The sequence below is a fragment of the Fictibacillus arsenicus genome (genome assembly GCF_001642935.1).
Taxonomy (GTDB): domain Bacteria; phylum Bacillota; class Bacilli; order Bacillales; family Fictibacillaceae; genus Fictibacillus; species Fictibacillus arsenicus_B.
Window position 1 is genome coordinate 292,956 of sequence record NZ_CP016761.1, and the last position, 23,123, is coordinate 316,078.

General features: G+C 40.5%; 26 protein-coding genes and 1 riboswitch. Of the genes, 12 read left to right on the plus strand and 14 right to left on the minus strand.

Annotation, left to right across the window (positions count from 1 at the left end; all coding sequences use genetic code 11):
• Positions 1 to 8 precede the first annotated feature (8 nt).
• Positions 9 to 2,354 carry an alkaline phosphatase D family protein gene (locus tag ABE41_RS01695; protein ID WP_083207611.1) on the plus strand — a complete coding sequence of 782 codons (2,346 nt, stop codon included), beginning with the start codon at positions 9 to 11 and terminating at the stop codon, positions 2,352 to 2,354.
• 34 nt (positions 2,355 to 2,388) lie between these two features.
• Here ABE41_RS01695 and ABE41_RS01700 read toward each other — a convergent pair whose 3' ends face one another.
• Both ABE41_RS01700 and ABE41_RS01705 read right to left on the minus strand, forming a co-directional pair.
• The gene (locus ABE41_RS01700) at positions 2,389 to 3,417 is read right to left on the minus strand and encodes a metal-dependent hydrolase (protein ID WP_066285869.1); all 1,029 of its coding nucleotides are present in this window, start codon (positions 3,415 to 3,417) and stop codon (positions 2,389 to 2,391) included.
• A gap of 12 nt (positions 3,418 to 3,429) precedes the next feature.
• Positions 3,430 to 4,557: an MGDG synthase family glycosyltransferase gene (locus ABE41_RS01705; protein ID WP_066285870.1), complete on the minus strand. Its 1,128-nt coding sequence runs from the start codon at positions 4,555 to 4,557 to the stop codon at positions 3,430 to 3,432.
• A 164-nt stretch (positions 4,558 to 4,721) separates the two neighbouring features.
• Positions 4,722 to 4,900: riboswitch (cobalamin riboswitch) on the plus strand.
• A 157-nt stretch (positions 4,901 to 5,057) separates the two neighbouring features.
• Between ABE41_RS01705 and ABE41_RS01710 the strand changes: the two genes are divergently transcribed.
• Positions 5,058 to 5,534 carry an acyl-CoA thioesterase gene (locus ABE41_RS01710; protein ID WP_066285872.1) on the plus strand — a complete coding sequence of 159 codons (477 nt, stop codon included), beginning with the start codon at positions 5,058 to 5,060 and terminating at the stop codon, positions 5,532 to 5,534.
• A gap of 55 nt (positions 5,535 to 5,589) precedes the next feature.
• On the plus strand, positions 5,590 to 5,955 hold the full coding sequence (locus ABE41_RS01715; protein ID WP_172827319.1) for a YbaN family protein: 366 nt from the start codon (positions 5,590 to 5,592) through the stop codon (positions 5,953 to 5,955).
• A 43-nt stretch (positions 5,956 to 5,998) separates the two neighbouring features.
• Here ABE41_RS01715 and ABE41_RS01720 read toward each other — a convergent pair whose 3' ends face one another.
• The 5 genes from ABE41_RS01720 to ABE41_RS21310 form a co-directional block, all read right to left on the minus strand.
• Positions 5,999 to 6,373 (minus strand): hypothetical protein, encoded by a 375-nt coding sequence (locus tag ABE41_RS01720; RefSeq protein ID WP_066285876.1) that lies wholly within the window; start codon positions 6,371 to 6,373, stop codon positions 5,999 to 6,001.
• Complete coding sequence (locus ABE41_RS01725) at positions 6,370 to 6,906, minus strand: acyl-CoA thioesterase (protein ID WP_066285880.1); 537 nt, start codon at positions 6,904 to 6,906, stop codon at positions 6,370 to 6,372. The genes ABE41_RS01720 and ABE41_RS01725 overlap by 4 nt, the downstream gene beginning before the upstream one ends.
• Positions 6,907 to 7,086: 180 nt before the next feature.
• Positions 7,087 to 7,965 (minus strand): cidABC operon transcriptional activator CidR, encoded by an 879-nt coding sequence (cidR, locus tag ABE41_RS01730; protein ID WP_066285882.1) that lies wholly within the window; start codon positions 7,963 to 7,965, stop codon positions 7,087 to 7,089.
• 158 nt (positions 7,966 to 8,123) lie between these two features.
• Positions 8,124 to 8,309: a hypothetical protein gene (locus ABE41_RS01735; protein WP_066285883.1), complete on the minus strand. Its 186-nt coding sequence runs from the start codon at positions 8,307 to 8,309 to the stop codon at positions 8,124 to 8,126.
• A 12-nt stretch (positions 8,310 to 8,321) separates the two neighbouring features.
• On the minus strand, positions 8,322 to 9,095 hold the full coding sequence (locus ABE41_RS21310; protein ID WP_253805417.1) for a ferritin-like domain-containing protein: 774 nt from the start codon (positions 9,093 to 9,095) through the stop codon (positions 8,322 to 8,324).
• Positions 9,096 to 9,249: 154 nt separating this feature from the next.
• Here ABE41_RS21310 and ABE41_RS01745 point away from each other — a divergent pair, with 154 nt between their 5' ends.
• The 3 genes from ABE41_RS01745 (at position 9,250) to ABE41_RS01755 (ending at position 11,396) form a co-directional block, all read left to right on the plus strand.
• Positions 9,250 to 10,230, plus strand: a complete 981-nt coding sequence (locus ABE41_RS01745; protein WP_066285885.1) for a spermidine synthase — start codon at positions 9,250 to 9,252, stop codon at positions 10,228 to 10,230.
• Between the two features lie 270 nt (positions 10,231 to 10,500).
• On the plus strand, positions 10,501 to 10,938 hold the full coding sequence (locus ABE41_RS01750) for a LytTR family DNA-binding domain-containing protein (protein WP_066285887.1): 438 nt from the start codon (positions 10,501 to 10,503) through the stop codon (positions 10,936 to 10,938).
• A 14-nt stretch (positions 10,939 to 10,952) separates the two neighbouring features.
• Positions 10,953 to 11,396, plus strand: a complete 444-nt coding sequence (locus tag ABE41_RS01755) for a hypothetical protein (RefSeq protein WP_066285889.1) — start codon at positions 10,953 to 10,955, stop codon at positions 11,394 to 11,396.
• Positions 11,397 to 11,510: 114 nt separating this feature from the next.
• On the opposite strand, the gene ABE41_RS01760 is transcribed toward ABE41_RS01755, so the two are convergent.
• Together ABE41_RS01760 and ABE41_RS01765 are read right to left on the minus strand one after the other, a co-directional pair.
• Positions 11,511 to 13,013 (minus strand): sodium:solute symporter family protein, encoded by a 1,503-nt coding sequence (locus ABE41_RS01760; RefSeq protein ID WP_066285891.1) that lies wholly within the window; start codon positions 13,011 to 13,013, stop codon positions 11,511 to 11,513.
• The gene (locus ABE41_RS01765; RefSeq protein ID WP_066285893.1) at positions 13,014 to 13,214 is read right to left on the minus strand and encodes a DUF3311 domain-containing protein; all 201 of its coding nucleotides are present in this window, start codon (positions 13,212 to 13,214) and stop codon (positions 13,014 to 13,016) included.
• Positions 13,215 to 13,402: 188 nt separating this feature from the next.
• On the opposite strand from ABE41_RS01765, the gene ABE41_RS01770 reads away from it, so the two are divergent.
• Positions 13,403 to 14,320, plus strand: a complete 918-nt coding sequence (locus tag ABE41_RS01770) for a carbon-nitrogen hydrolase family protein (RefSeq protein ID WP_066285894.1) — start codon at positions 13,403 to 13,405, stop codon at positions 14,318 to 14,320.
• 1 nt (position 14,321) lies between these two features.
• On the opposite strand, the gene ABE41_RS01775 is transcribed toward ABE41_RS01770, so the two are convergent.
• From ABE41_RS01775 to ABE41_RS01785, 3 genes are all read right to left on the minus strand, one after another.
• On the minus strand, positions 14,322 to 14,756 hold the full coding sequence (locus ABE41_RS01775) for a hypothetical protein (RefSeq protein WP_066285896.1): 435 nt from the start codon (positions 14,754 to 14,756) through the stop codon (positions 14,322 to 14,324).
• 289 nt (positions 14,757 to 15,045) lie between these two features.
• Complete coding sequence (locus ABE41_RS01780; RefSeq protein ID WP_172827381.1) at positions 15,046 to 15,480, minus strand: hypothetical protein; 435 nt, start codon at positions 15,478 to 15,480, stop codon at positions 15,046 to 15,048.
• A gap of 17 nt (positions 15,481 to 15,497) precedes the next feature.
• The gene (locus tag ABE41_RS01785) at positions 15,498 to 15,845 is read right to left on the minus strand and encodes an ASCH domain-containing protein (protein WP_066285900.1); all 348 of its coding nucleotides are present in this window, start codon (positions 15,843 to 15,845) and stop codon (positions 15,498 to 15,500) included.
• 419 nt (positions 15,846 to 16,264) lie between these two features.
• Between ABE41_RS01785 and recQ the strand changes: the two genes are divergently transcribed.
• The 5 genes from recQ (at position 16,265) to ABE41_RS01810 (ending at position 21,423) form a co-directional block, all read left to right on the plus strand.
• On the plus strand, positions 16,265 to 18,412 hold the full coding sequence (gene recQ, locus ABE41_RS01790; RefSeq protein ID WP_156774202.1) for a DNA helicase RecQ: 2,148 nt from the start codon (positions 16,265 to 16,267) through the stop codon (positions 18,410 to 18,412).
• Positions 18,409 to 19,605 carry a class I SAM-dependent rRNA methyltransferase gene (locus ABE41_RS01795; RefSeq protein ID WP_066285902.1) on the plus strand — a complete coding sequence of 399 codons (1,197 nt, stop codon included), beginning with the start codon at positions 18,409 to 18,411 and terminating at the stop codon, positions 19,603 to 19,605. The genes recQ and ABE41_RS01795 overlap by 4 nt, the downstream gene beginning before the upstream one ends.
• Positions 19,606 to 19,623: 18 nt before the next feature.
• Positions 19,624 to 20,277, plus strand: coding sequence for a futalosine hydrolase (locus ABE41_RS01800; RefSeq protein WP_066285904.1), 654 nt, complete (start codon positions 19,624 to 19,626; stop codon positions 20,275 to 20,277).
• An 8-nt stretch (positions 20,278 to 20,285) separates the two neighbouring features.
• Positions 20,286 to 21,122, plus strand: coding sequence for a 1,4-dihydroxy-6-naphtoate synthase (locus ABE41_RS01805; protein ID WP_066294511.1), 837 nt, complete (start codon positions 20,286 to 20,288; stop codon positions 21,120 to 21,122).
• Between the two features lie 109 nt (positions 21,123 to 21,231).
• Positions 21,232 to 21,423, plus strand: a complete 192-nt coding sequence (locus tag ABE41_RS01810) for a hypothetical protein (protein ID WP_066285907.1) — start codon at positions 21,232 to 21,234, stop codon at positions 21,421 to 21,423.
• Positions 21,424 to 21,460: 37 nt separating this feature from the next.
• Here the strand turns inward: ABE41_RS01810 and ABE41_RS01815 are convergent, their stop codons facing one another.
• Positions 21,461 to 21,913 carry an SgcJ/EcaC family oxidoreductase gene (locus ABE41_RS01815; RefSeq protein ID WP_066285911.1) on the minus strand — a complete coding sequence of 151 codons (453 nt, stop codon included), beginning with the start codon at positions 21,911 to 21,913 and terminating at the stop codon, positions 21,461 to 21,463.
• An 84-nt stretch (positions 21,914 to 21,997) separates the two neighbouring features.
• Positions 21,998 to 23,098, minus strand: a complete 1,101-nt coding sequence (locus tag ABE41_RS01820) for a PRK06851 family protein (RefSeq protein WP_066285913.1) — start codon at positions 23,096 to 23,098, stop codon at positions 21,998 to 22,000.
• Positions 23,099 to 23,123 lie beyond the last annotated feature (25 nt).

Consider the following 23,123-nt stretch of genomic DNA (forward strand, 5'->3'; position numbering starts at 1 on the left):
AGTGGGTTATGTTGGGTTTTGAGAAATGGTTAAAAGAGTTTAATCTTGAAAAAATGAATCGCAGAAACTTCCTTAAAACGACAGGTAAATCTGCTGCGGCAACTGCAATCGGACTATCTATTCCTGCAATTAATCAAACTGAAGAGATTGAAGCTGTTCCAGTTTTTACAGGCAATCCATTTACCCTAGGTGTTGCTTCTGGGGATCCTCTTCCTGACAGCGTAGTACTCTGGACAAGGCTCGCTCCGAATCCTCTTGCAGAGGATGGAAAAGGCGGAATGAAGAACAGGTATGTTTCCGTTCAGTGGGAACTATCCTACGATGAATCGTTCAATAATATTGTTCTTTCTGGAAAGGAGATTGCAGCGCCTGAGCTTGGACATTCCGTTCATGCAGAAGTGTATGGGTTAAAACCAGGAAAAGAGTACTATTATCGGTTCAAGGCAGGTAATGAAATCAGTCCAGTAGGAAGAACAAAAACAGCACCTCAGCGTGATGCAGATATTAAGAGTCTAACGTTTGGCATTGCATCGTGCCAGGCTTGGACGGGTGGCCGTTTTGCTGCGTATCATAATATGGTTGAAGAGGACCTTGATTTTGTATTCCATTTAGGAGATTACATATATGAAAAAGGAGATACAGAAACACTTACCGATTATAGACTGCTTCATGCACAATATAAAACATCTCAGGATTTACAGGCTGCACATGCCAACTTCCCTTTTATTGTTACATTTGATGACCACGAAGTAGACAATGATTGGTCTGATGATATTTCTGATCCGAATTATCCGGAAGGTGAGCGTGAACGATTCCTCGCTGTTCGCGCAGCAGCTTTTCAAGCGTATTATGAACACATGCCGCTAAGACGAAGATCAAAGCCGAACGGTCCAGATATGCTTCTTTACCGTAAGTTTACGTTTGGCAGCTTAATAGAATTTAGTATTTTAGATACGAGGCAATACAGGGATAATCAAGTAGGAAGCGGGTTTCCTGGTGGACCTCTTGATCCTGAAGCGTCAAATACTAACCGAACGCTTGTTGGATCTGAACAAGCAGAGTGGCTCTTGAAAAATCTTCGGGATTCACGTTCTAGATGGAACGTAATCGCTCAGCAGACCATGATGGCACAGTACGATTATGACCCAGGTGAAGGAATTAGCGTTAATCACGACCAATGGGATGGCTATTCTGCAGATCGAGACCGTCTATTTTCTTTTATTAAAAAATATGAGCCTTCTAATCCGGTCGTTCTGAGCGGTGACTGGCACTCAAGCTGGGTAAACGATCTGAAGGAAGATTTTAACGACTCAAGCTCTAAAACATTGGCAACAGAATTTGTCGGAACGTCAATAAGTTCAGGATGTGGATGGAAAAATCAAATAGAAGCAGCACTTTCCGTTAATCAGCATGTTAAATTCTTTGATGGGGATTATCGCGGGTATGTGAAATGCCATGTCACACATAAGTCGTGGGAATCTGATTATCGAGTTGTGTCTTCTCCAAGTAATCCAGACGCAGTTGCAGTAACGCTGGCTTCTTTTACAGTGAAAAATGGAAAAGCAGGAGCAGTCAGAATCGGTGGGGTAGACATTACTCGTATTGCAGCTGACACCATGATGGCAGGTCAGCCAAGCCCTGTTAAAGTAACATTAAGTAATGGTACAGCAAAGCAAGTAGAAGTGAGCGTGAACATTCCTGTTCCAACTGGATGGAAGAGCGAGAACGTCACAAAAGTACTTGAACCATCAGACGAGGCTGTATTTGATGTGTTGGTAACTCCTCCTGCAGAAATGCCCGCAGCAGAAAGGCTTCGTGTAGAAGTGGATGCTGGAGAAACGGCCGTATATGGTCCGCCGCGGGACATTCAAGTGGTATCAGCATTATCAGGTGAAAATGTTCAGCTTGCTTTAGACGGCGGAAGCAGCACAACGCCAATTTTTCCGACATACAAGAGATTGGTTCCTGAAGATACATGGGAAGTTTCAAACGGATACGGATGGGTTGGTACAGCACCATTTGCTAGAGATAGAGGTAATGCTGATGCATTGCAACGTGATTTAATAGCATCACGAGAAGAGCTTACTATTTTTAGAGTAAACGTACCTGCTGGAATCCACAAAGTTTACTTCCTGACTGGTGATTCCGTTTATGGATCTGCAAACACCATCATACGATCAGACAACAAACTATTAGCCGAGGCTGGCTATGCTTTGGATCCAGGTCAATTTAAATGGCTTAGCTTTGAATTGGATGGAGGAAGTACAGGAAAGGAAATTGATCTTGAAATATCTAGCGAACTAGGTGATGGGGCATGGCGCTTGGTAGCGTTTGTAATGAAGGGACTGAAATAAAGAGGAAGATCATTTAATAGAACGCAGAAAAAACTCAAGCTGAAACATGCTTGAGTTTTTTTGTAGATTGCTCATTTTCTGTTGTGCAGTTTCTTTCTAATTCCCGTAACACTTTCTTATAGTTTTTTAACGAATAGATCTTATCTATATAAGTACTTTTGAACTTATAATCGTAAGTTATATACATAATGGCATGGTAGGGAAAGTAGGTTTTGCTTTCTCGAAACCGCAGGTCCCTCCACATAACAAAGAAACCGCTTTTTGTCTTTTTTACAAAAGGGTATGCAAACTCTGTAGAGGAAAGAAAATCTGAAACCTTTTGTTCTTTTTTACTTTTCTCAATTAAGCCAGGGTTGTCGATTTGTTTAGGAAATTTGTGTTCAATTTTAATCCTTCTTGCCGTATAAGTACCAAATATAAATTGATCTTCATTATCGATTAAAAAGTCCCACGTTAGCAAATCTGGTCTTGGTATTAGCTTGATTCGGATGGCTTCCGAAAAGTATAACCCCAAATGTTTTTTGATTCGTCTAGCATAAAAAGTCCGATATACAATGTGCAAAAGTATAATCAAATAAATAAAAGCGAAAATAATTCCGGGTTCAAAGAAAGGGATTAATGCAAAGCCGATTGCATGCAATCCTAATATAAACAGGTCGACTAATGGAATGGAGTCAAAGGAGATCCACTTGGATGAGATAGGTCTTGCAGCTTGTGTCCCATATACATTAAAAAGATCAAATACCACATGAAGAATTACAGCAAGAAACGTCCACATAAATAGATGCAGGAATGAGGAATCATCGAAAAAAGGATGAATGATCCCCGAAACGGCAAGCCCCCATAGTGGCAATGCAGGTAAAGAGTGTGACCATGCGCGGTGATTTCGGAAGTAGCTCCCTTTTCCTCTAAGCTTATATACACAGTCTGCATCTGGTGCGTTTGATCCGATAACAGTTCCTAAGATAACGGCTTGAGACAATGAACTTCCTGTCACAACGGGATCCATTTGAGCAAGAGCGCCTAATCCTAACCCAATGACAATATGCGAAGTAGTATCCATTTTGATTCCTCCTTAGGGTAATAGTAACGATTGCTCTTCGGATTGGCTGATTGCATAATCTGTAATCACTTTTGCAGAGTAGTTTTTGTGAATATGCCGAAGTTGCTCTCTCATATTTTTCATAAGTTGCTCATTATCAAAAAGCTCCTGAACACTTTCAGCAATTTCACTGGCGGTATGAGTTATTATCGCGGCACCTTGCTGGCTGAAATATCGAGCATTCTCAGCTTCTTGGCCCGGTACTGGCTTGTAAAAAACTAAAGGAAGCTGCAAGGCTGCTGCCTCTGTGATCGTAATGCCTCCGGGTTTTGTAATGAGACAATGAGAAATCCGAAAAATTTCATGGATCTCATCAACATATCCGAATAACCGAAAAGACCTTGGATACTGAATGGCAACTGGCAAAAGTTTTTCATAAAGTGCTCTGTTTTTACCGCAAACAACAATGATTTGAAATGAAGGGTTCTTTAGCAAGAGCTGTGCCAGATCCTTTACATTTTTCAATACACATTGTGCACCAGCTAGTATCGTCACAACTCTGTTACTTGGAGTTATTTGATATTTTTTAAATATCGATTGTTTATCTGCTGTAGAATAAAATTCAGAACCGATTGGGATACCGCTTACGGTAACTCGTTTTTCATTAACGTTATGTTTTTTCAACCCATACTTTACAATGTCAGCTGCTACAAAATATTGGACTACTAATGGGTTAATCCAAAATGGATGTGCGCAATAGTCCGTGATTACGGTATATGTCGGTATGGAGTATCTTTCTTTTTTTATCAAAAATGGTGCTGAATTAAGAGGGAAAGTAGAAATAATAAACTGAGGACGGTGTATTGTAATAAGTTCTTGCAGCCTTTTTCGGCCTAGATAACGGGAAAACTGGGCAATTCCTTTAGTGTTTAATTTATTCGTTCCGTAATACCACCATTTATAGAATGAGGCACCATACGAAAAGCTTTTAAGGAATATAGATTGAGTAATTTGAGACATAAGTGGATATGATTCACCAAATAAATCAGATATGATTGGCTCATATCCATTGTTACGCAGTTCAGTTGCTAAAGCATTTGCTGCCTGGATATGACCGCTTCCGTAACGTGCTGTTAGAATCAAAGCTGTTGGACGCTTCATAAAAATAACCTCCTCAAGTCTTTTTTTCAGCATATCACGGGAATTTAAAGCCAATATGAAGGTACAACCCTTATTTGTTAAGGATTTGATAAGAATTATTGAGGATATAAATTCGCTGTAGTTGTCACTGATCTAACAGCAACCTATAATAAAATAGAAGTTCATATTCATCCGGTAATCATGGTGTCTGTTATAGACTTAATAGGGAATCTGGTGAGAATCCAGAGCTGTACCCGCAACTGTATGTGCTGACGAAATAAGCAAAACCACTGTCTAAAGATGGGAAGGGCTTAGAGTAGAGTAAAGCCTGAGTCAGGAGACCTGCCATGTTTATAGTGTTGATCTTCTTCGGGAGTTGGGAAGATAGGACGAGGATATTTTAATAGATTGTTTCTATTAGGTATTCAATCCTGCCCATCCTTTGTGATGGGTATTTATTTTGTCGTTCCAATTCCCGCCACTAAAAACAGGAGCATGAGAGCTCGGGAAAGAGGAATAGTATGGTACAGCAATTATCATCAAATGTCTCAAGAACGATTCAAACGAAACTTGTTTTGCCTCCGGATACAAATCATATGGGAACGATCTTTGGAGGAACGGTATTATCATATATCGATGAAATCGCCGCGATCTCTGCAATGAAACACAGCGGAAAGGTTGTCGTTACGGCTTCCATTGATAATGTGAATTTTTTATCCTCTGCAAAAGTTGGGGATATTTTAATCCTTGAAGGGTTTGTCATTTCAACAGGCAGGACCTCAATGGAAGTGTACGTGAAAGTTGAGTGCCAAAACTTAGAGACGGGGAACAGAACATTAAACACGACATCTATTCTTACGATGGTTGCGAATGATAAAGATGGAAAACCAACTCCTGTACCTAGTGTTATTCCGGAAACAGAAGAGGAAATATCATTTTTTGAAAATGCCCCGTTGAGAAAAGAAAGGCGCCTGCTATATAAAAACGTGAATCAATAGCCATACATGAATAAAGAAGGTAAGATAGTTAGAGATGAAAGGAGTGAGAATCTCAGTGAAAATCAAGAATATGCTTTATGTGTCCCTGGGATTCTTATTTCTTGGTTTAGGAATTGTAGGTATCATTTTGCCGCTTATCCCGACAACACCTTTACTTCTTCTAGCATCTTATTTCTTTGTAAAAGGTTCTAAAAAGTTTGAACGATGGTTCAAAGGAACATCGATATACAAAAATCATTTAGAAGAATTCATAAAAGAAAAATCCATGACGAGAAAAAAGAAAATCACGATTAATCTGTTTGCAGATGCCATGATAGCGGTGGCTTTTATAATGGCGGATAGTACGATTGTGAGGGTAGTGCTGCTGCTTATTGTTGCGTACAAATACTATTATTTTATTACCAAAATTAAGACCATATAAAAAAACCTGAGTGCGATAAATTTGTACTCAGGTTTTCTTATGTTTATTGAATAATTGCTGAGCTGCCTGCTAACGATTCAGGTGCTTTTCCTAGAGCAAGCTGGCTAAGTCTAGAATAACCAGTATGTTTATATTCTAAGAAGACTTTTCTTAACTCTTCAATATCCTTGTCGCTTGTTAATCTTTGCATTTCTTTTTTATACAATCGAATAACAGACCCAATAACAAATTGAGGTTTGGCGTTTCCCGGTTCCTCATTCATAATTAAGCATCCCATGTACTGATATTTTAGCTGCATAGCACGGGTAAGGTTAATAACATCGATTAGCTTTTCGAAAAGTTCAGGATAGGATTGCTCTAATTTATTGAGTGCAGCTTGTGCCGATTTTAGTTCGTTTTGACTGCATAAAGTGATCATGCGTATACCTCCTCTTTTAGATCCCAAGGTTTATCCAGAGAGATGACAGCTGCTAATTCTTTACTTTTCATACGTCTCAGCTTTCGGACTTCTGCTCTTTCTTTAGCTGTATCATATAAGAACTTCTCTTCTTCTGTCTCAGGAATCACCTGCGGAACATCAACGGGCTTTTTATCTTCACCTAAAGCTACAAAAGTTAAGAAGGCTGTTGCTGCTATTCTTCGTTCACCTGTTATCATGTCTTCAGCAATCACTTTGCAAAAGATCTCCATAGAGCTTTTCCCGGTATATGAAACAAACGATTCTATACAGACAGAGTCTGTTTGGTGGATTGGGTGTAAAAAGTCGATTGAATCGGTTGAAGCTGTTACACATTCTTTTACTCGAGCGTGTCTGCGTGCAGATAAGGTTGCATTGTTATCAAGCTTTCTCATCAAGACGCCGCCGAATAACGTATTATAATTATTTAAATCCAGGGACATAACCTGGTCAGTATTAATGATGCGGCTTTCTCGCGCTTTCTTTTTATTCATATGAATCAGTCCTTCCCGAATGGAAATTTCCATTTACAAGGTAAGTGTACGCCGTAATTAACATGGTGTAAAATGGTTATTTTTCATTTAGAGCATAGCCTTTATCTATGTAAATGCTTACAGCTATGCCATGACTGCATAAAAAAAGATGATTCTTTGTGGAATCATCTTGGATATAGATTAAAGCTGTTCTTTTGCAAAGCGCAGCCATTCTTTTGCTGCAAAAGATAAATATTGATCTTTTCCCCATATAAGCGCGAGTTCCCAACCGATTGATGGGTTCACAACTTTGATGGTTTTCACTTTTGTCGTAAGATGCCGGCAAATACTTTCAGGCAATAAAGAAACTCCTAGTTTACAGGCGACCATTTCTTCGATGAACGACCATTGTGAGCTTTCGGAGATAACATGTGGATTGAAGCCTGCGTGGTTACAAGAAGAAATGATGCGATCATGCAAAACAAAATCCTTATTGAACAGTATAAAAGACTCACTGCTGAGATCAGATAGGTTAACCTCTTCATGCGTGGCAATGGGGTGATCGGGATGGATGATAAGCTGCAAATCTTCTTTCATAAAAGAAAAGTACTGAAAAATATCGTGGTTTGTTGGGAGTACAACAACCCCAATATCTAAGTTGTGATTGGCTACTTCTTCTTCGATTTTCTTTGATCCATCTTCCATTAATTCAAACGTTATAGCTGGATATTTCTCATGAAAACTTCCAACCAGCTTTGGAAAGAGCCGAGAATCAAAAATAGGAGGTAATCCAATACGAACATGTCCTTTTTGAAGTCCCAGCAGATTATCCATTTCAGATTCTAAGTTGTTAAATGCTTGATCAACGAGTTTGGCTTGTTCATAAATAACTCGTCCTGCATCGGTTAAAATCAGCTTCTTTCTGCTGGAGCGGTCAAATAGAACCAATCCTAGTTCATCTTCTAAATTCTTGATCATTTTACTTATCGTTGGCTGAGTGATGAACAGTTCCTCAGCAGCACGGGTAAAACTATTATATTTTGCAACCTCAATAAAATATTGCAATTGTTTAATATCCATTTTCACACCTGATTTCTTTGAGAAAGCTTCTGATAAGTTTAGTATGTAGCTTATCAAATTAATTTACCAAATACTATATTGTGAACTGCAAAAAAAAGAACAGCCTTTAATTAGGCTGCCTCTACATATTATTTAGCGGCTTTGTACACATCCACCAGTCATAGCATTGAATTTCTCCTGCTTGCGCTTGTTCTGCACGTTTTTTCGCTTCTTGAACTAAATAATACAAACCAATGACCTTGATAGCTTGTTGGCAGGACAAGTTCCCCAAGGGTGGTATGAACCGTCATCTCCGGGAATTGATCTCCAATGAATGGCTTTGTATATTCCTGTGCTTGCTCCATATCTCTCCTCCTCTATCTGATTCTGTGCTGGTTTCCCAACATCTTGCTCTTTTTTAACAATTGAGATTCACCCGTTTTCTCCCATTTTTCAACAAGTTCGATCGCTTCTTCAGGTGAAAAGCCTTGACCGACTAATACGCCTGACAGAATAAATTCCTGGAATAGATGTGTAAGGTTAATACCTTCTTCTGATTCTTCCAAAGCTCTTTTTACTAATGGATCAATATACATTACCCACTGGTCTGCTGTACTTAGTGGCTGAGTTTGTGGTTGTGCTTGAGTTTGGGTCTGTACTTGCGTTTCGATATCTGGACTGCGGGATGAGCCTGGCTTGCTATTAAGCGTAAATAAGTAATTGTATTTTGCACTGTGTTTAATTTCATCCGTTATGATGTTGAACAAGATGTCCCGATAATACCTGTTAGGAAGACCTTGCCGAATCACCCGGTATTTTTCAACTGCCGCCAATTCGCCAAAAAGTGCTTTTACAAGACCGTCTTTATACGTTTTTGGCCGTTGAAATTCTTCACCAGCTGTTTGTGGTACCTCTTGTCCCGTAAGGTCTTTATATATTTTTCTGAACAGCCGGTTATGCCTTTTTTCATCATCACGAATCGAGGCGATAATTAATTTTTCTTCATTTGTTGGTGCTATGGAAATTAAGTATTCATAAAACAATTGATCTTCTCGTTCTCCTGCAACCGCTTCTCTAATAAGCTGCAAAGAAAGCTGGAGTGCTTGCTGCTGTCCGCTGGTTTGCTGCTCCTGTGGATTCATATAGCTCATAAGTGTACCTCCAAAACATAAAGTCGAAATAGTCTATGCAAACGCCTAACTTTTGCGCCTGACTTTTTTCACTGTCCCTGCTTTTAAACACCACTTGTCCCTTGCGTGAATATGAATGAAACTATAGCTTGTTTTTATATTAAGGAGTGTTCACATGAATGAACTGTTTTGGCTAGCCTTAGGTGCAGCAGCCGTTCTTTTCACTGAGGCAGCCGGCTGGTTTTATTGGCGTTACTTTGGAAAAGGATCGATTAAAAGTTATATGAATGAAGATCAAAAACCAGAGGGGGATTTTCGGGTTATTCGCAAAATAAATACACCTACACAAAAGATCGCACTAGTTGATGTGGATGGTGAAATGTGGATCTACAGCAATGGGGATGTGATGTTCAGCACGACACGGGATGAGGATGAGTACGCTGATGTTATTGTTCACGTTCCGATGGCCGCAGCAAAAAATGTAAAAAGTGTCTTGATTATTGGCGGCGGAGGCGGAATTACCACACGTGAGGCATTGCGTTATGAGGATGTTGAAAAGATAACCACAATCGATATTGATGATGTAATGATAGACTTTGGGAAAAACTTAGATCGATTAGTAGAATTCAACAAAGGGGCCTTGAATCACTCTAAAGTAGAAACCGTTATTGGGGATGGAAGAAACTTTGTTGAGAATAGCACAGAAACATGGGATGTCATCATCGTAGATATCCCGGAGCCAACCTCTAAATGCCCAATTCTATCAAGATTATTTACTTTGGAATTTTACAATCAGTTAAAAGACCACTTAAATCCAGAAGGTGCGATCTCGATTGCCTGCTCCACTTCGAGCTGGATGCCCGAATACATGTGGAGCATTGAAACCACATTGCAAGAAGCTGGATTTTTTACTGTACCGTTCCACAACTTCTCGACAAAAGAAGGAGAAGATTGGGGCTATATTTTAGCCTCAACTCTTCCAGTCGATGCAAAAGATATTAAGTTAAAAGTTACATCTGACTTTCTGACGGAGGAGCGGCTGCAAGATGTTCTTCACCTTCCATACTACTTAGTAAATTGGGATAAAAAAGGAAAAGTTCAAACCGATCGAAACACCGTACTGCTGGATATTGTAAAAGAAGCATTCGGTTATTAATACTGGAGCACTTGCTGAATAAGCAGGTGTTTTTCATTTAAAGGCTGTTTTCGTAAACAAGTTGCTCTTGGAAGTGGTTGATCTCGGTTGATCTCCGTTCCAATCAACTTGTCAATGCAGATTTAGTAAAGAGCATATTTCAAAGTTGAAAAAATGCAACTTAGGAGCTGCTTTTTGCAGGTTGGTTGAAAGCGGATTTACGGAGAGGTTTTGCTGACATATACTGGTGACACAAGCTTAACAGTCCTTAAAACGAAAGGAGGACGAGAGATGAAGTTAACCATTCATGAAAGTAACGATCAAGATGAATTGGAGATTATCGTAAAGTGCAAAGAGATGAACGAGGAAGTCATTAAAGTACTAACGTCTATAAGGTCTCTGGAAAGAAAAGTGCTGGGAACGTTAGATGGGAAAATCCATCTGCTGCTGCCGAGCGATATATTTTATTTTGAGTCTGTTGATAAAAAGAACTTTGCTTACACGAAGCAATCCGTTTATGAAGTTTCGCTGCGGCTTTATCAGATTGAGGAGCTGTTTGGTGATGGGAATTTCTTTCGGGCAACAAAGGCGACAATCCTGAATCTCGATAAAATTAAAACGATAACGCCTCGACTTGGAGGAAGAGTAGAGGTGACGCTTGATAACGGCGAAAACATGATCGTTTCCCGTCAGTATGTCTCTGGTTTAAAAGAAAAGATCGGTTTTTAAAAGGAGGATTTGAGATGTGGAATAAAATAATGGAGTTTACCCTTGTTTTTAAAACGATGGCTGGATTGTTTTTCTCAGCAGGAATCATTATTTATGTAGTATTCGGCTTCATGCTTGGCGCTCGTGAAATTTCATTTGAGATGGTAGTTCAGATTTTCTTTTTGAGCATTTTTGTAACGGGACTTCAGTATCTGTTCTGGGATGATGAGAGTAAAGTGAAGTTATCAGCTGTCGGCAAACTGGTGATTCAGTATCTAATATTAGGTGCGGTACTCTTTGGAATGTCACAGCTGTTCGATTGGTTCGTGATCGGCACAAAAACGTTCTATAACATGCTGATTTTGTATCATGTAATCTATCTAGGCGGTATTTTTGGCTTTTCAATTTACTTTAAAGTAATCGGCATGCGTTTTAATCAGAAAATGATTCATTACAGAGAGCAAAATCAGGACCGGTAGAGATCGAATTTGTGTTTATGGGGCTTCAAAAAATTTTAAGAGCCTTCAAAATTTTTTATGATCCCCGAAAATATATAAAAGAGGATGACCATCAAAAGTCATCCTCTTTCCAATTTACGCGCCTTTACGTACTAAATCTACTTCCTTAGACTTTCCTCCAAACAAGTAATCTTTCACAGCGTTTGTAGAGAACTTCGCTTTTTTAACAAACAGCGGATTCAAGACCACGATCGCAGCAAAGTTAGCCATCAGTCCCCAGAAACCTTCGTAAATTCCAAGTGATGTTCCAGTTGAATAAACCGTGAATGTTACCGCAAGTCCAACAAGCAAACCGATGATTGTTGCTTCTCTTGTTTGATTTCTCCAGAACAAGCTTACCACGATAGCCGGGAAGATCTGTACCATGCCGGATACACCCAACAATTGAAGTGATACAAGTGCTTGCGGGAATACAAGTCCGAACAGTAAAGCCAGTCCGATTACAACGAACACCATGCCGCGCGTAATCATTGTCAATTTTGCGCCTTTTACTTTTGGATTGATTAAATCGCGATAGATGTTGTTCGCGAAAAGATTTGATGCACCGATCGCCATGATTGAACATGGAATAAGCGATGCAAGTGCAATTGTTGAATAAGCCAATCCTTGTCCGATACCGCCATATGACGTTTGGATCAAAGCCAGTAATGCAAATCGAGGGTCTGTTCCATCAGGAAGTACCAAAAATGCAATAAAGCCTAAAAATACAACAAGAATTAAAACAATATTGTAAAGCGGCAGATACAAAGCATTTTTACGGATAGCATCAGCACTTTTTGCTGTGAACACACCAGTAGCAGCGTGAGCCCACATGAACAAAGCAAGAGCTGAAACGAATGATGCCGTGATAAACCATGGGATACCTTTTGGCCCTTCAGTAGGAATCGTCAGAAGCTGAGGTGCTTCGGTTACGATCTTATCCACCATCGGGTTCCAGCCGCCGAAGTGCATGATTGGAAGAGAGACGACCATAAACAGCATGATTGCCCAAACGAGCACATCTTTAATGATTGCTGTATAAGTTGGTCCTTTGATTCCGCTGAAAAACGTATAAAGAGCAACAAGAAAGAATGATGTGATCACGACCACTTTTACATTGATAAAGCCTGTCCCAGCTACCTGTAATGTATCTTGAATACCGCTTAGCTGCAGGCAGATATATGGAATGAGCATAAGTACGCCAACGATAGCGATTAGAGACGAAAGAAGCTTAGAATCAAAACGCTCACGGGCGTAATCAGCCAGCGTAGTGAGTTTATGATGATTGGCTACTTTCCATAGTTTCGGAAGGAAAAAGTAAGAGATAAAATACGCAAGAACAGAGTATGGAATCGCGAAGAAAGCAAGACTTCCTGCTGTATATGCAGTACTCGTTAATCCGAGAAACGTATAGGCTGTATAAAGGTCAGCCCCGACTAAAAACCAGACAAGAAGACCTCCGAATCGGCGTCCGCCGACAGACCATTCCTCTACAGAACTGCGGGTAGCTTTGTCTCTGCCGGCAAGAAAACCGATAAGAACAACGGTTAAAATAATACAAATTGTGATTGAAAGTGCTGTAAGATTTCCCTGCTGCATTTAATCCAAGCCTCCTTGTGATTTCTGAAGTTGATAGATGCCAAAGGTGCAAAAAGGAGTTAAAACAATCCATAAAAACAACCAGAATTGAAGAAACGGCAATCCTAAAATAATGGGGTCAATCCTGTTAACGAAAGGCAAGACGACCAGCTGAGCTAAAAATGGCAAAACAATTAATAAGACCAAAATAAATTTTTTCATGACGCTGCGCTCCTTCTTAGGTGTTTTTAGAAATATAATGTTCACAATCATAACAGCTTTAAAAGTGCGTAACAAGAGGAATTATATAAATTTTTAAAATATTTACGCTAATTTGAAAATGAAAGGGTTTACATGTTTTTGGATGTAGTATAATCATACAAAAACAACCAATGAGCGGGGTGTAGGTCATGAAAATGGTCGTTGCAACATGCCAGTTTCCTGTTTCGTCTGATATTAAGGAAAATCAAAAGTACATCATAAAGCAAATGAAAGAAGCGAAAGAAAAGGGAGCAGCCGTTGCCCATTTTCCTGAAACTGCACTTTCTGGTTATGCAGGGACTGACATGCCTACATTAGAGGGATTTGATTGGGTGCTGCTTAAGAAATGTACAGAAGAAATCTTGGATATTGCTCGTGAACTGCGCATTTGGGTTGTCTTAGGAACCACACACCCATTGAGCGGAAATCATAAACCGCACAATAGTTTGTATATCATAAATGCTGACGGAAAACTGGTAGATCGATACGATAAGATGTTTTGTGCAGGGGATGAGAAAGAACAAACTGGCGATCTCGCTCACTATACTTCTGGCGATTATTTTTGCACGTTTGAAATCAATGGTGTGAAGTGCGGAACACAGATTTGTCATGATTATCGCTATCCTGAACTTTACCGTGTATATAAGAAAAAAGGTGTACAGGTAATGTTCCATTCGTATCATGCGGCAAACATGGAGCCGGAAAGATTAGAGGCTATAAAATCTGCTGTGGGGAAAGAAAATTTAAAGTATAACCACGGCTTGACGTATCCGGAGATTACCATGCCAGCAACGATGACAAGTTATGCAGCAAACAATTTTATCTGGATCAGCGCAAGCAACAGTTCAGCAAAAGAAAGCTGCTGGCCGGCTTTTTTTGTTAGAGCGGATGGAGTAACGGTAGGAAGGCTGCGCCGAAATGTCGCTGGTATATTAATAACAGAGGTAGATACAGCTAGAGATTTTTACGATTCAACGGTTGCATGGCGCGACCGGTCCATGAATGGCGTTTATTATAGCGGGACCCTCGTGGAGGATCCGCGTTCAACGGATAGAATGAGTTTCTAATTTACCAATCTTCAGGCTGAAAATGTTTAGGCTTACTATTTTCCGGTTCGCTGACGAGCACAGCATAACCTTTTTGTTTGATGTTGTCCGCGTCTTTAATAAAATATGTATAAAACCAGCCTTTCTCGTTCTCGAATTCTACATCTAAATGATGAGGGTTATATTGTCTGCCTGCCTTTCTTTTAATCTTCCACTCTTCACCAGGATACTTTTTCTCTAAATAAGCATGCAGCTGTTCTGTTTTAATGGAAACTTGGTAATTAATCCAGTGGGGACGAATAAGAAAAAAGGCAAGTACGATTATCGTAATTGAACTAGCGACGTATAAACTGATTTTTCTTTTGGTTTTCGGAATAAGCATGGCAATAATGAATAAAGCGCCAAGAAAAATGACGGTAAAAGTGATTTCGATTACTGTTATTGGGTGCAGTTGCATGACGGGTTGTCTCCAATCCTTATATAGAACTTATTGCTATATCTATTCTACATATAGAGGGAGATTCTTTTTTCAAAAGAATACACTTTTTCAAAAAGACACTCATAACAGTTAATCCAAAAAAACAGCGTTGAATCCAGAAAAAAGCACCCTCAATCCAAAAATTTTGACGTTCAATCCACAAATTTCAAACCTCAATCCACAAATTCAATAATGTGTCTCTCTGACACGGACATGCCTGCACTAACCATAAAAAAAGCTGACCATAATCGGTCAGCTTCCATTCTATCTACCACAAATACGGCTTCACTACCATAAACCACAACATGATCATCAGCAAAATGAGGTAGATCCAAACTGCTTTTTTCAATTTGTCTGCTAAAGCATTTTGATCACTGCCTTCTTCTTCAAACTTGCGAAGAGTCGGCGAAAAGGCACGCGCCAAAAAGAACAGCGAGCAAAATAAAATAATCAGCGTCACTAAAACCCATGGTGTACTCCACGTCCAGGGTCCTAGAAGCAATAGAAGAACTCCTGATCCTACTAGGACATGACCTGCGTGTTTGGCGAGCCACACGATAAAGCGAAATGTACCAAGGTGGGCGTTGATTTCAGCACCTTCAGCTGTCCGAAGTTTTTTTATGATCGGAAACAGGATAAAGAAGGGGCCGATAGAAACAATAACGCTGAGAATATGAATATAAAGTAAACCCCTATACAGCAAATCCATCCCAGAGTGTATTAACCTTTAACAGGACTGAATTCGTGCACCCATACTCTCATGTGAGGAAGCCAAGGCATTCCTGGGTGGTAAGATAAAATCGCTTCTTTATATGCCTCTACTGTTTCGAAACCTTCATCTTGTGCATGATTGTCTGTTAATTCACCTAATGACTGTGAGTAAACATTGTCCACGACAAACTTGTGGCCTTGCAATTCCATAATTTCGCCTACATCAGCATATCTTCCGTTACGGCGAGTAGCAGTCTTTTTGCCCGCGATTACCATTTCAACATCTGAAGGCATTGTTACAAGTCTTTCGATCGAACAAGTTTTTGGCGGCAAATTGTTGTTTTCATGATTTGTCATATGTAAAAACTCCCTTTCTATTTTCTCCATTTTCTAATGTATCACATTTTATAAATAAAGATGTCCTTCTTTGACAAGTTGATTGGAGTGTAAGGTGCGTGCCTACCACATGAGAATCTTCTCGATAGGCATGCGACGAGGAAGCTCTCTACGGTAGCATTAACTTGAAGACGCAGGAGCAAGGTACTTCTTTAAAGCGTGACAGGTGAGACCCCGCCAGTGCAAAGCGATAGGGAGGCTCACCGCACGCTCCGCGGAAAGCGAGCACCCTGGAACGGAAATCAACTCCTTTCAAGAGCAGCCAAGTATTCGAAAACAGCCTTTTAAATCAACTAAAACGGTAAGATGTGTCTTTGCTATGTTAGGGATGTACCTTTATAATCAAGAGATGACTCTACCTGAGGGGGGCAAGAAAAGTTTTGATACAAAAAGCAAAGCAAATGCTAGAGTTGCATTACGGTTATTCTTCATTCCGGAATGGACAAGAGCAAGCGATACAATCGGTTTTAGCAGGTGAAGATACTCTTTGTGTCATGCCGACAGGCGGAGGTAAATCGATCTGCTATCAGATTCCTGCCCTTGTTTTTGAAGGAACAACGATTGTTATTTCTCCTTTAATTTCATTGATGAAAGATCAGGTTGATACATTATTGCAGTTAGGAATTTCCGCAGCCTTCATTAATAGTTCGATAACAGCGGCAGAAACGAGAGATCGAATCGAAAAGGCAAAGCGCGGAGAATATAAACTTCTATATATTGCACCAGAAAGACTAGAATCCTATGACTTTATGGATCATTTAAGACAAATCGATATTCCTTTAGTGGCAGTAGACGAGGCTCATTGTATCTCGCAATGGGGTCATGATTTCCGGCCGAGCTATCAGCGTATTCAGAGAATGATAGGGAACTTGCCGAAGCGTCCTGTTGTGCTCGCGCTAACGGCAACTGCTACACCAAGAGTTCGTCAGGATATTTGCTGGTCGCTTGATATCGATGAAAACAAAACCGTTTTAACAGGATTTGAGCGGGAGAATCTTTCTTTCTCAGTGATTAAAGGGCAAGATCGTCTCTCTTTTCTAAAAGATTTTATTAAAAAGAACGAAAAAGAAGCGGGAATCATTTATGCGGCTACACGAAAGACTGTCGATCAGCTGTATGAGCACCTGAAAAAGAGCGGTATCCATGTTTCGCGCTACCATGCCGGGATGAACGACCACGAAAGAATGGAGCAACAGGAGCAATTTCTGCAAGATGAATCTTCTGTAATGGTTGCAACATCTGCGTTTGGTATGGGGATCGATAAGTCGAACATCCGATACGTCATTCATTTTCAGCTGCCGAAAAATATGGAAAGCTATTATCAGGAAGCAGGCCGTGCTGGCCGAGACGGATTACCGAGTGAATGTATTCTTCTTTATTCGTCTCAGGACGTTCAAGTTCAGCGGTTCTTGATCGATCAGTCAAGTGAATCTGACCGCATTTCGCAGGAACTTGAAAAACTGCAGCTTATGGTGGATTACTGTCATACAGAAAGCTGTCTGCAAAAAATGATAGTGCGCTACTTCAGTGACGAAGAAATACCGCCATGCGGACGCTGCGGCAATTGTACGGATTCACGGGAAAGCATTGAGGTAACAAGGGAAGCTCAAATCGTTCTTTCCTGTATCGTGCGAATGGGGCAGAAAAGATTCGGTAAAACAATCATCGCCCAGGTGCTGACAGGATCCAAAAATAAAAAAGTGCAGGAGCTGAAATTTCAGAAGCTGCCAACATACGGCATGATGAAAGAAAAAAGCATAAAAGAAGTCACCGACTTTATTGAATTCTTTATCTCACAAGAACTGATTGCGGTAGAGCATGGCTCTTTTCCGACTCTTTACATAAAAGAAAAAGGAAAAGATGTTCTGTTAGGAAAAGAAACCGTGATGCGAAAAGAAGCAGTTCAGACAAAGCAGGTTTCAAACGACGATCCATTGTTCGAAGAACTTCGAATGGTCCGAAAGGCCATCGCAGAAAAAGAAAACGTACCGCCGTTTGTTATTTTTGCTGATACGGCGCTGAAAGATATGTGCGTAAAGCTGCCTGAAACAAAAGAAGAGTTTTTAACAGTCACAGGAGTTGGTCAAAATAAACTAGAGAAGTATGGTGAACAGTTTATCGAGGCAATTCTGGAGTTTTTAGTACAAAACCCCGAACGCAAGGAGAATGCAGTGAAGGGGTCTGTCCCGGGGACAGACCCCAATAAGAAAAAAGCGACACCAAATTCTCACCTTGAAACATACACGTTTTATAAAGAGGAAATGTCTGTTGAAGAAATAGCAGAACATCGTGATCTGGCAGTGAGTACAGTGGAAAGCCACCTTATTCAATGCATGCAGGAAGGGATGGACGTTCATATGGAAGACCTCATTCCAGATGAATATATCGCTGAGATCGAAAACGCCATCCAGCAGGCTGGCGGAGAAAAGTTAAAGCCGATCAAAGAATTGCTTCCTGATGAAGTAAGCTATTTTATGATTAAAGTGTTTTTGCTTCAAAATGAGAATGGGAAACGGGTGACATTATGAAAAAGAACGTCCGGTTAAAAGTGAAATCTTCATATGTGAAGGGCTTAAAAGCAGGCTATCCTCTCATTACAGAGGATGCTGTTCAAAATATCAGCAATGTAAAAGAAGAAGGTACAATCATCGAGCTGTTTGATGAGAAAAATGTGTTTCTTGGAAAAGGATACTATGGCAAGCAGAACAAAGGCCGGGGATGGGTCCTGACTCAAAATTCCCAAGAAGTTATCGATCAAAGTTTTTTTGAAAAGAAAATAAAGAAAGCAGTCGATCATCGAGAAGCACTTTACAACGATTATGAAACGACGGCATTCCGTGTTTTTAACGGCGAAGGAGACGGAATCGGCGGACTGACAATTGATCATTATAACGGCTATTACGTCCTTACTTGGTACAGTGAAGGAATCTATGCGTTTAAAGATGAAGTGATCGAGTCTCTTAAAAACATCGTTAAGGTAAAAGGGCTGTACGAGAAGAAGCGTTTTGCCGTAAAAGGAAAGTACATCGATGATGATGATTTTGTGGAAGGTGAACAAGCTCCAAGTCCTTTAATCGTTCGGGAAAATGGTATCCACTTTGCGGTTTATTTAAATGATGGCGCAATGGTCGGCATTTTCTTAGATCAGCGAGACGTTCGAAAAACAATTCTCGACCGTTATGCAAAAGGAAAAACAGTACTCAATACATTTTCATACACAGGGGCGTTTTCAGTAGCAGCCGCACTAGGCGGAGCAACAAAAACAACGAGTGTTGACTTGGCCAACAGAAGCCGAAGCAAAACACAGGAACAGTTTAGTGTGAACGGTCTGGATTATGAAGATCACGACATTATCGTAGAAGATGTGTTCAACTACTTTAAGTATGCGGTTCGAAAAGAGCTGTCGTTTGATCTCGTCATTCTCGATCCGCCTAGCTTTGCCCGCTCGAAAAAACATACATTCAGCGCAGGGAAAGATTACCCTGAGCTATTGGCACAAGCGATTCAGATTACAGAAGAAAATGGTGTCATTGTAGCCTCTTCCAACTGCAGTACTTTCGGTATGAAAAAGTTTAAGGACTTTATTGCATCAGCTTTTAAACAAACGGGCGGAACATATGAGATTTTGGAAGAATTCAAGCTGCCTGCAGATTTCAAAACACATAAAGAGTTTAAAGAAGGAAACTACCTGAAAGTTGTTTTCATACAAAAGTTAAGTTAAGGATGCGGAGGGAGTCCTATGAATAATTTTGGACGCATTTTAATTATGACTTCAGTAGAAGCAGAACGAGACGCGATTTTAAGAGGAATAGAGTCTGACTCCCGGATCGACGTAAAGCTGGCAGGCGTCGGTCCGATTTCTGCTGGGATTCAAACGGCAAAAGCTTTGGCAGCAGACGAATATGAACTTGTTATTAACATGGGGATAGCCGGCGGATTTGCAGATAAGGCAGAGGTTGGTTCACTCGTAATCGCAAACGAAATGGTTTCTGCTGATTTAGGTGCCGAATCGCCTGAAGGATTTATTACATTGGACGAGCTCGGATTTGGAGCATCAACCCGTGTGGAAGCAGATGGTGATTTGGGTGAGATTTTATTGGAGGCCATTAAAGCAGCAGGCATATCTGTCCGAGTGGGAAACATTTTAACGTTATCAACAGTAACAGGGACTGTAGAAACAACCTCTAAACTGCAACATCGTGAACCTGGTGCATTGGCTGAAGCGATGGAAGGGTACGGAGTTGCGATGGCGGCGAAAGAGTTCGGTTTGCCAGTTTTAGAGATTCGTTCTATTTCTAACCCAATCGGTCCTCGGGATCGTTCTGCTTGGCGGATTAAAGATGCATTAGTTACACTGGAATCAGCCAGTAAAGTTATCGCGGAGGTTTTGTAATGAGTAAAATGAGTATTGCTTTTTCTCCTTGTCCGAATGATACGTTTGTTTTTCACGCGTTGGTTCATGGCCTTGTGCCAGGAGCACCTGAATTTGATGTTACATATGCAGATATTGATATTACGAATGGATTAGCAGCTCGATCAGATGAACTTGATATTTTGAAGATCTCTTATGCGGCTTTGCCATGGGTTCTTGACAAGTATGCACTTATTCCATGCGGAGGTGCATTAGGACGCGGCTGCGGTCCGCTCGTTCTCGTCAATCAGCCAGGTGATGTAAGTCCTGAAATGCTGTCTGGTAAGAAGGTCGCTGTTCCGAGCGAGCGTTCCACTGCTTATATGCTGTTCCGCTTGTGGGCAGCACAAAATGTTCCAGGCGGAGTAGGCGAGATAATCGTCATGCCGTTTAATGAGATAATGCCAGCAGTTAAGGATGGACGGATCGACGCAGGTCTCGTCATTCATGAAGCGCGATTCACGTACCAAGACTATGGACTGACGATGCTTGCGGATATGGGGAACTGGTGGGAAGAAGATACAGGACTTCCGATTCCGTTAGGCGCGATCATCGCCCGCCGTTCACTAGATTTAGAATCTATTACGAAGTGGATTAAAGAATCAGTAGAATATGCGTGGCAGAATCCTGAAGCTTCAAAAGACTATGTGATGCAGCATGCGAGCGAACTGTCTCCAGAAGTAGCACAGTCTCATATCAATCTATATGTGAATGATTTTACCGCAGCTCTTGGTGAAAAAGGCTTTGAAGCTATCACAATGCTGTTAAATCGTGCCGGGGAAGAGGGCATTGTACCAAAGAAGGATTATACGAGTCTATTAAAATAGAAAGTGGACAAATTATCTAGAAAACTCGACAGATTATCTTGATTAACCACTTGCCCCAATCCTGCATACCTTATAACAAGCAGAAAAATCTGTTATAAGGAGGCGCAATATGTCTAATACAAACGTGTTAACATTGATTGGTGCTTTACTAGCTGGTTACTTTCTACTTGGATTGCCATTAGGCGGAACGTTTTTAGCTGCATTCGGTCCAGCGATCAAGATTATCGCTATCCTAACCGTTTTAGTGTTCGCAGCTGTATTGATCTACAAAGGTATATTGGACTTATTAGGTAAACAATAGTCATAAAAAAGAACCCGCTGCCACCAGCGGGTTCTTGTTACTTACTTAGCAATTCTTTTAGCTCTTCCGTCATCTTTTCTAAAAGTTCTGGCCGGCCATGAAATTGTGCTGGTGTGTTTTGAAAAAGCTTAATAAGCCAGCTTTCACCTTCTTTTACCGCAACGACCGTATGATGCGTATTCAGTTCAGGAGAAAGTTCTGTTTTTCCGATAGGCACCATTCCTGCAATGGCGCGGAGGATTACAGCGTTATCGCTTAAAAAAGAAACACTTTTTACTTTCCCGAAATAAGGAGGAGTCGGAAAGTTTTCAAAGATGGGATTCAGATGTGAATAAATTTCATCACGGCCGATTGCCTGGCTTCCATCATATCCAATCATCTCGGCATCACCTGTAAAATGATCAGCCATGCTCCGTGCATCTCGTTCATTCCAGGCATTCAAAAAGCGATGATAAAGACCTTGAACCGATTTGCCTTCCACAGAATTCATTGCCAGTCCTCCATATGTATGATTTGTTGTGTATCCATCATAACAAAAAAAGTCACCATCCAAAAATGGTGACCTAAAAGAAACTTATTTCTGTCTTGCAGCAGCCCTTTTTTCAATTTCCGCATTAAGCGACTTTTGAATTTCATCAATCTTGTTAAAGTCCATGGCTCCCACATAATATTTCTCTAACTCATCATGCTTTCGTTTGGCTTCTGCTAGAAAGCTGATAGCTTCTTTCATTTTTTCTGAATATCGCCAGCTTATGACCTTTAACTCAGCAGTATATTTTTCATCTGTACCTGGTGTGATTGTTTTTGCGTACATATCTACAATGGAGTCACCAGACCGTTCAGGAAAATATTCATGCGGTGCAGTACTGTCAAAGATCGCAAAACCCAGCTCTCTCACAATGACCATATCAAGGCTGTTCGGATCGAAACCGCAGTGATAAATCTCCACATCATAACCAGATGCTTCAGCATTGGCTGCAAGTTTTTTTAACATAGTGGACTTACCAGAACCAGGACGTCCTTTAATAAAGTATCTTTCCTTTAAACCCTCAGTTAAATTTGGAACGAAGTCTTTAGCCCCTAGCGGAGTGGCTGCTCCTAAGAAACGGTGATAGACATCTCCTTGTGTGTTCTGTTTTTTCGAAAAGAATTTGTGCATCAGTTCATCTGTAAGTTCATTCGCCTTGTTATAGTCCATATTCTCGATATAAATCTTTTCCCATTCGTCGTGAACAAGCAAGGCTTCATGGAAGATGGAATAAGCCGTTTGGAAATCAGCAGAAATTTCCTCGGATAGCTGAAGAATTTCTATCTTATGTTCAGCAAGCTGATTGGAATCCCACGCAACACCTAAGTTCACGTATTCCTCAATTGCACCTGGAGCTTTTGGTTCAATAACATGGGGAGAAGTTCCATCAACAATTCCTACTTTCAAATCACGCAGTATGACACCATCGATTGAGCCATTATCAGAAGCACAATGGATATACTCAACATCATACCCCTCGTCGTTCCACTTTTTTCCGATGGCTTTCATTAATGTAGACTTGCCTGTTCCAGGTCCGCCCTTAAGTATAAAAAGACGTTCAAGGCCGTTAAGATTCGATTCAAATAAGTTATGAAAACCCCTTGCTGTATTGCCGCCAGCATAATAATTCAGAATTTTTCCAGTCAATTTTAAAAACACTCCTCTTATAGTT

Coding starts and splice junctions, on each gene's coding strand:
- ABE41_RS01695 (WP_083207611.1), top strand. CDS start 9: ATGTTGGGTTTTGAGAAATGGTTAAAAGAGTTTAATCTTGAAAAAATG.
- ABE41_RS01700 (WP_066285869.1), bottom strand. CDS start 3,417: ATGGATACTACTTCGCATATTGTCATTGGGTTAGGATTAGGCGCTCTT.
- ABE41_RS01705 (WP_066285870.1), bottom strand. CDS start 4,557: ATGAAGCGTCCAACAGCTTTGATTCTAACAGCACGTTACGGAAGCGGT.
- ABE41_RS01710 (WP_066285872.1), top strand. CDS start 5,058: ATGGTACAGCAATTATCATCAAATGTCTCAAGAACGATTCAAACGAAA.
- ABE41_RS01720 (WP_066285876.1), bottom strand. CDS start 6,373: ATGATCACTTTATGCAGTCAAAACGAACTAAAATCGGCACAAGCTGCA.
- ABE41_RS01725 (WP_066285880.1), bottom strand. CDS start 6,906: ATGAATAAAAAGAAAGCGCGAGAAAGCCGCATCATTAATACTGACCAG.
- cidR (WP_066285882.1), bottom strand. CDS start 7,965: ATGGATATTAAACAATTGCAATATTTTATTGAGGTTGCAAAATATAAT.
- ABE41_RS01735 (WP_066285883.1), bottom strand. CDS start 8,309: ATGGAGCAAGCACAGGAATATACAAAGCCATTCATTGGAGATCAATTC.
- ABE41_RS21310 (WP_253805417.1), bottom strand. CDS start 9,095: ATGAGCTATATGAATCCACAGGAGCAGCAAACCAGCGGACAGCAGCAA.
- ABE41_RS01745 (WP_066285885.1), top strand. CDS start 9,250: ATGAATGAACTGTTTTGGCTAGCCTTAGGTGCAGCAGCCGTTCTTTTC.
- ABE41_RS01750 (WP_066285887.1), top strand. CDS start 10,501: ATGAAGTTAACCATTCATGAAAGTAACGATCAAGATGAATTGGAGATT.
- ABE41_RS01755 (WP_066285889.1), top strand. CDS start 10,953: ATGTGGAATAAAATAATGGAGTTTACCCTTGTTTTTAAAACGATGGCT.
- ABE41_RS01760 (WP_066285891.1), bottom strand. CDS start 13,013: ATGCAGCAGGGAAATCTTACAGCACTTTCAATCACAATTTGTATTATT.
- ABE41_RS01765 (WP_066285893.1), bottom strand. CDS start 13,214: ATGAAAAAATTTATTTTGGTCTTATTAATTGTTTTGCCATTTTTAGCT.
- ABE41_RS01770 (WP_066285894.1), top strand. CDS start 13,403: ATGAAAATGGTCGTTGCAACATGCCAGTTTCCTGTTTCGTCTGATATT.
- ABE41_RS01775 (WP_066285896.1), bottom strand. CDS start 14,756: ATGCAACTGCACCCAATAACAGTAATCGAAATCACTTTTACCGTCATT.
- ABE41_RS01785 (WP_066285900.1), bottom strand. CDS start 15,845: ATGACAAATCATGAAAACAACAATTTGCCGCCAAAAACTTGTTCGATC.
- ABE41_RS01795 (WP_066285902.1), top strand. CDS start 18,409: ATGAAAAAGAACGTCCGGTTAAAAGTGAAATCTTCATATGTGAAGGGC.
- ABE41_RS01800 (WP_066285904.1), top strand. CDS start 19,624: ATGAATAATTTTGGACGCATTTTAATTATGACTTCAGTAGAAGCAGAA.
- ABE41_RS01805 (WP_066294511.1), top strand. CDS start 20,286: ATGAGTATTGCTTTTTCTCCTTGTCCGAATGATACGTTTGTTTTTCAC.
- ABE41_RS01810 (WP_066285907.1), top strand. CDS start 21,232: ATGTCTAATACAAACGTGTTAACATTGATTGGTGCTTTACTAGCTGGT.
- ABE41_RS01815 (WP_066285911.1), bottom strand. CDS start 21,913: ATGAATTCTGTGGAAGGCAAATCGGTTCAAGGTCTTTATCATCGCTTT.